The organism is Streptomyces griseus (assembly GCF_900460065.1).
Classification (GTDB): Bacteria; Actinomycetota; Actinomycetes; order Streptomycetales; family Streptomycetaceae; genus Streptomyces; species Streptomyces griseus.
Genome location: NZ_UAVD01000042.1, coordinates 61316 through 67315 on the forward strand (window position 1 = coordinate 61316; position 6000 = coordinate 67315).

At 75.2% G+C, this 6000-nt stretch carries 4 protein-coding genes; 3 read left to right on the forward strand and 1 reads right to left on the reverse strand.

Going from position 1 to position 6000, the window contains the following annotated elements; genetic code table 11:
* Positions 1–49: 49 nt before the first annotated feature.
* The 3 genes from DTB53_RS30265 to DTB53_RS30275 all read left to right on the forward strand — a co-directional run bounded on the left by DTB53_RS30265 (position 50) and on the right by DTB53_RS30275 (position 4154).
* Positions 50–886, forward strand: a complete 837-nt coding sequence (locus DTB53_RS30265) for an MOSC domain-containing protein (RefSeq protein ID WP_012382027.1) — start codon at positions 50–52, stop codon at positions 884–886.
* Positions 887–951: 65 nt separating this feature from the next.
* Positions 952–1557, forward strand: a complete 606-nt coding sequence (locus DTB53_RS30270; protein ID WP_012382026.1) for an Rv1733c family protein — start codon at positions 952–954, stop codon at positions 1555–1557.
* A 167-nt stretch (positions 1558–1724) separates the two neighbouring features.
* Positions 1725–4154, forward strand: a complete 2430-nt coding sequence (locus DTB53_RS30275; RefSeq protein ID WP_012382025.1) for a right-handed parallel beta-helix repeat-containing protein — start codon at positions 1725–1727, stop codon at positions 4152–4154.
* Here DTB53_RS30275 and DTB53_RS30280 read toward each other — a convergent pair.
* On the reverse strand, positions 4121–6000 hold a 1880-nt coding region (locus DTB53_RS30280; RefSeq protein ID WP_112416016.1), incomplete at its 5' end, for a hypothetical protein. The genes DTB53_RS30275 and DTB53_RS30280 overlap by 34 nt on opposite strands.

The following is a 6000-nucleotide window of genomic DNA, read 5'->3' on the forward strand; positions in this document are numbered from 1 at the left end:
CCCGCGAATCCGCGCGTATGGGGTCAGAGGTTGCTGGCAGGATGGGCGCATGAGCTTTCCCGTGCTCCGTTCGGCCCACATCCATCCGGTCAAGTCGCTCGCCGCCCGCGCCTGCGACCAGGTCGTCGTCGAGCCATGGGGACTCGACGGCGACCGCCGCTGGATGCTGGTCGACAAGGCCGCCAGGGCCGTCACACAGCGTCAGCAGCCGTCCATGGCGCGGATCTCGGCCGAGCCGCTGCCGGGCGGCGGCGTGCTCCTGTCCGCGCCGGGATTCGCGCCCCTGCGCGTCGAGGGGCCGGAACCCGGGCGCATGGTCAGCGCGGAGCTGCACCGGGACACCGTGGTGGTGGAGGAGGCGGCGGCCGGCGCCCATGACTGGCTGAGCGCGGTCCTCGGCACGGAGGTCCGGCTCGTGCATCTCGACGGTCCGTCGCACCGCAGGCCCGTCGACCCGGCCTTCGCCCGCCCCGGGGACACGGTCTCCCTCGCCGACGGCTTCCCGCTGCTGGCGACCACCGCGGCGTCGCTCGACGCGCTCAACACCCTGATCGCGGCGGGCGACCGGCCCGGGGAGGGCCCGCTGCCGATGGACCGTTTCCGGCCCAACGTGGTGATCGGGGGGACCGAGGCGTGGGCGGAGGACCGCTGGCGGCGGATCGCCATCGGCGCGGTGGCCTTCACGGTGGCCAAGCCCTGCGGCCGCTGCGTGATCACGACGACCGACCAGCGCACCGCCGAGCGGGGCAGGGAACCGCTGCTGACGCTGGCCCGCCACCGGCGGTTCGGCAAGCAGTTGGTCTTCGGCCAGAATCTGATCCCCGAGGGGACGGGAGTCATCAGGGTCGGGGACCCGGTCCGGATCCTCGACCTCCTCGACGGATAGCGGGGCAGCGGAGGAACGGACAGCCGGTCGGTCGACCGGATCGACGGCAGGGCGGGGGGACGGGCGTGTGGGTGCTGTGGGCACTGCTGCGCGGGCGGGGCAGTCCGCTGCGCCGTGCCACCGACCGCCGTGAGGCCCGGGTGGCGCTCGCGGCCCTGCTGCTCCTCGTGTTCGGCGCCCCGGCCGCGGGCTGGGCCGGCGGGACGGCCGCCGACGCCGCCCTCCAGCGGTCGGTGCGGGCCCAGCACGAGGAGCGTCACCCCGTCGACGCGGTCGTGGTGGGCCCGGCGGGGCGGGAACGGTCCGCCGGTGATCCCGGGGGCGGCGTCGAACGGGGCGCGCGGACCCGGGTGGTGGCGTCCTGGGAGGCCCCGGACGGCACTCCGCGCACCGGAGAGGTGGCCGCCGCGTCGCGGCCGGGCGGCACCGGGTCCCCGGTGCGGATCTGGACGGACGCGGCGGGCCACCCGGTGCCGCCGCCGATGGACGGGCGCACCGCCCGGACCCACGCGGTGCTGGGCGGCGTCGGCACGTTCCTGCTCGCCGCCGCCTGCGTGGAGGCGGGTCGCCGACTGGCCGTGGGGTGCATGGTGCGGCGGCGGTACGCACGGCTGGACCGGGAGTGGGCCGCGGTCGGTCCCGACTGGGGCAGAGCCGGAAAGGGCGGCTGACCACGGCCTCCCCGGCCGGGAACGGACGGGGGGAGACATCGCTCAGCGGGGTGTACCCGTCAACTCCGGCCCCGCACGCGCGCTACGGTGGTCCGACCCCGTCCGCCACCCCGGCGACGGACGGACCCGAGGCATCGCACGGCACAAGGTGAGGGCAGAGCAACGCCATGGCACAGGGCACGGTCCAGGTGACGCACACCGGCACATCGCGATGGCGCCGCCGCACGGGCGAGTACGCCTCCCTCTCCGCGGCCCTGGAGGCGGCGGCCGACGGCGACGTCCTCACCGTCGCACCCGGGACCTATCGGGAGAACCTCGTCGTCCGTCGCGCGGTGACGCTGCGCGGCCCGGACGGGGCGGTGGGTTCCGTGCGGATCGCGCCGGTCGACGGCGTACCGCTGACCGTGCGCGCCTCCGCGGTCATCCAGGACCTCCATGTCGAGGGGCAGGACTCGACGGCCCCGGCGCTGCTGGTCGAGGACGGCACGGCGGAGCTGACGGACCTGCGGATCGTGACGCGGTCCGCCGCGGGCATCGAGGTGCGCGGCGCGGGCCGGCCCACGGTGCGGCGCTGCACGGTCGACAATCCGGCCGGGGTCGGCATCGCCGTGCTGGACGGCGCGGGCGGCGTGTTCGAGGAGTGCGAGGTCGTCTCGGCCGGCCAGTCCGGGGTCTCGGTCCGCGACGGCGGGCATCCGCGTCTGGACCGCTGCCGGATCCACCACGCGTCCGGGGCGGGCATCGGCGTCACCGGCGAGGGCAGCGGCCTGGAGGCGTTCGGCTGCGAGGTGTACGAGATCAAGGGCAGCGGCATCCAGGTCACCGCCCGCGGGTCGGCCCACCTGACCGACTGCACCGTGCACCGCACCTCGGCCGACGGCGTCACGCTGGACACCGACGCGGTGCTCACCCTGGCCGACTGCGACATCCACGACATCCCGGAGAACGCCGTCGACCTGCGGTCGCGTTCGGTGCTGACACTGACCCGCTCCACCGTCCGCCGCTTCGGCCGCAACGGGCTCTCCGTCTGGGACCCGGGGACGCGGGTCGACGCCAACCAGTGCGAGATCCACGACAGCACGGGCGACTATCCGGCGGTCTGGGTCAGTGACGGCGCGACGGTGATACTGGACGCCTGCCGGGTGCACGACGTGCCCGACGCCCTCTTCGTCCTCGATCGGGGGTCGCGCGCCGACGTCGTGGACAGCGACCTCTCCCAGATCCGCAACACCGCCGTCTCCGTGAGCGACGGGGCCACCGCCCAGCTGGACGACTGCCGGATCCGGGAGGCGTCCACGGGCGCCTGGTTCCGCGACCACGGCAGCGGCGGCACGCTGAACAACTGCACCATCGACGCGGCGCAGACCGGGGTCATCGTCACCAAGGGCGCGGACCCCACCATCGAGCGCTGCACGGTCACCTCGCCGGCCGAGGCGGGGTTCTACGTCTCGGCCGAGGGCCGGGGCACCTTCGACAGCTGCCGGGTGACGGGCAGCGAGGGCTACGGCTTCCACGTCATGGACGGCTGCCGCACCACGCTCACCCGCTGCCGCACCGAGCGGTGCGCCCGGGGCGGTTACGAGTTCCCCGAGGGTGACGCCGGGGCGACCGGCCCGGTGGCGAAGGACTGCACGAGCGACGAGAGCGGTCTGCTCAAGGCTTCGGCCCCGCCGCCGCCCGCGGTGCTGACGGAGACCCGGTCGACGCCCGGCCTGCTGGGCTCGCTGCCCGGGCAGCGAGCGGTCGAGCCCGCGCCCGAGCCGGCCGTCCCGGCCGGGCCCGCCCGGGACTCCTCGGCGGTCCTCGGCGAGCTGGACGCGCTGGTGGGCCTGGACAGCGTCAAGCGCGAGGTGCGGGCGCTGACCGACATGATCGAGGTGGGCCGCCGCCGCCAGGAGGCCGGTCTCAAGGCCGCGTCGGTCCGCCGGCACCTCGTCTTCACCGGCTCCCCCGGTACGGGCAAGACCACCGTCGCCCGGCTGTACGGGGAGATCCTGGCCTCGCTGGGGGTGCTGGAGCGCGGTCATCTGGTCGAGGTGTCCCGGGTGGACCTGGTCGGCGAGCACATCGGCTCGACGGCGATCCGGACCCAGGAGGCGTTCGACCGGGCGCGCGGCGGGGTGCTGTTCGTCGACGAGGCGTACGCCCTCTCGCCCGAGGACTCCGGCCGGGACTTCGGGCGGGAGGCCATCGACACGCTGGTGAAGCTGATGGAGGACCACCGGGACGCGGTGGTCGTGATCGTCGCGGGCTACACCCACGAGATGGAGCGGTTCCTCACCGTCAACCCCGGGGTGGCCTCGCGGTTCTCACGGACCATCACCTTCAACGACTACCTCCCCGAGGAGCTGCTGCGGATCGTCGGGCAGCAGGCCGAGGAGCACGAGTACAGCCTCGCGGAGGGCACCGGGGAGGCCCTGCTGAAGTACTTCGCGGAGCTGCCCAAGGGCCCCGCCTTCGGCAACGGCCGTACCGCCCGCCAGACCTTCGAGTCGATGGTGGAGCGGCACGCGGGCCGGGTCGCCCAGCTCGCCGAGGCGAACACGGACGACCTGACCCTGCTCTACCCGGAGGACCTCCCCGGACTGCCCTGCTGAAGGCCCCCTTCCGGCTGCTGCCGGGGCACCAGCGGACGCAGTTCGTCGAGGAGGGCGGCCCGTGCCTCGGCGAAGACCGGGTCGGCCTGGTAGTCGGAGTGCCCGAGGATCGGTTCGGGCAGCGGGAGCTTCGTGGTCCGCCCGTAGGCCAGCGGGTCCTTCAAGGGGCCCCGGTCGACGCCCGGGTCGGGGTCGGCGCAGATCCGGACGGGGCCGCCGATCGGGTCGGTGGCCCGCCACAGATTGCGCCAGCAGTGCACCGAGCGGTGCAGCCCGAGCAGCGGTTCGGGGCCGAAGTAGGCGGGGAACCACCGCCCGTACAGCCGTTCCAGGGGCGAGCCGTAGGTGAGCAGCGCGACCCGGCGGCGGGTCTCGTCGGGCAGTTGCCAGACGGCGGACGCGGCGAGCACGCTGCCCTGCGAGTGGCCGGAGATGACGAGGCGGCCCCGGGGCGTGGTCGTGGTCCAGGCGGACATCCGGGAGGCGAGGTCGGGAACGGCGCGCTCGGCGTAGCACGGGGGCGCGAAGGGGTGGGCGGCGCGCGGCCAGAAGGTGCCCACGTCCCAGAGGATGCCGATGGTGCGGCGGGCCGAGGCGTCCTTGTAGGCGCGGCGGCCACCGGCGACGAACAGGACGAAGCCCAGGCCGATCAGCCAGGAGCCGGTCGACTGCGCGGCCTCGGCGAACGATTCGACGAGCGGCCAGCTTCCGTCGGCGGCCCGGCCCGGCACCTCGTCGCTGCGCCAGGAGCCGACGATCGCGCCCGCCCCGAGCAGCAGGGTGGCTCCGGAGACCACGCCCACGATCCAGGGCGCCGAGTCGGTGAGGGCGGCGGTCGCGCGGATCCGGGCGATGCGGCGGGTGCGGCCCTCGTCGGGCGGTTCGGGGGCGTACTCCGCCTCGATGAGCGGGCCCAGCCGGCGGGCGGCGCGCGTGGTGCGGACGATCAGCACCAGGACCGGGACGACGAGGAGCAGCAGGAGCACCGGGATCACGGAGGCCTGCCAGCTCAGCAGGACCGGCGGTCCGGCGATGCCGGTGCCGTGGCCCATGCCCGGGCTCCCCGGCCCGTCGAGCCAGTCGGCGACGCGCTGGGCCACTCCGCCGGTCATCACGCCGCCGAGGGCGCAGGCGAGCATGGCGACCGCGGGGCCGCCGAGTCCGTGCAGGACGGTGCGCGGTTCGGGGATGCGTCGGTGGAGCCCCTGGGCGACCAGGGCGAGGGCGACGACGAGGACGCTCTGGCCGAGGGTGAGGAGGCGGAAGGCGGCCTCGCCGGGCAGGCTCCCCGAGGACTCCCACGCCGGGCGCGACCAGGAGGCGTACCCGACGGCGAGGACGAGCAGGGCGAGCGCGGAGCCGGGCAGATAGGTGATGAGGGCGGCGTCGAGCTTGGTGTCGCGGGTCCGTTCGCTGCGGCCCCGGCTGCAGACGACCCGGACGACGACGAGCGCGCACAGGACGATGCCGCCCTCGACGGCCGCGCCGAGGAACGACGGCACCGGGCCGTCCACGCTCCGGTCGTGCCGGGCGGCGGCGCCGGCCACGGCCGCGGCGACGGTCAGGAAACCGGCGGCGGTGTGGGCGGCACGGAGCCGGGCGACGATGCGGCGGCCGTACCAGAAGCCGGGCCTGCCGAGCGCGGGCCGGACGGGGGCGGGCGGGCGCGGGGCTCCGTCGGCGTCCGGTTCGGGTGCCTCCAGGTCGTGGGCCTCGTACGCCCCTTCGGGGTCGTGGGCGTCGATGTCCCCTTCGCCCAGCGGGCGTTGGGACTCGTACGCGCTCCAGGTCCGGTTGGACAGGTACCACAGGAGCCCCACCAGGGCCGCGGGCACGACGGCGGCCA

Excerpts from the sequence above, each read along its gene's own strand:
- DTB53_RS30265 (WP_012382027.1), top strand. The coding sequence starts at position 50 with ATGAGCTTTCCCGTGCTCCGTTCGGCCCACATCCATCCGGTCAAGTCG.
- DTB53_RS30275 (WP_012382025.1), top strand. The coding sequence starts at position 1,725 with ATGGCACAGGGCACGGTCCAGGTGACGCACACCGGCACATCGCGATGG.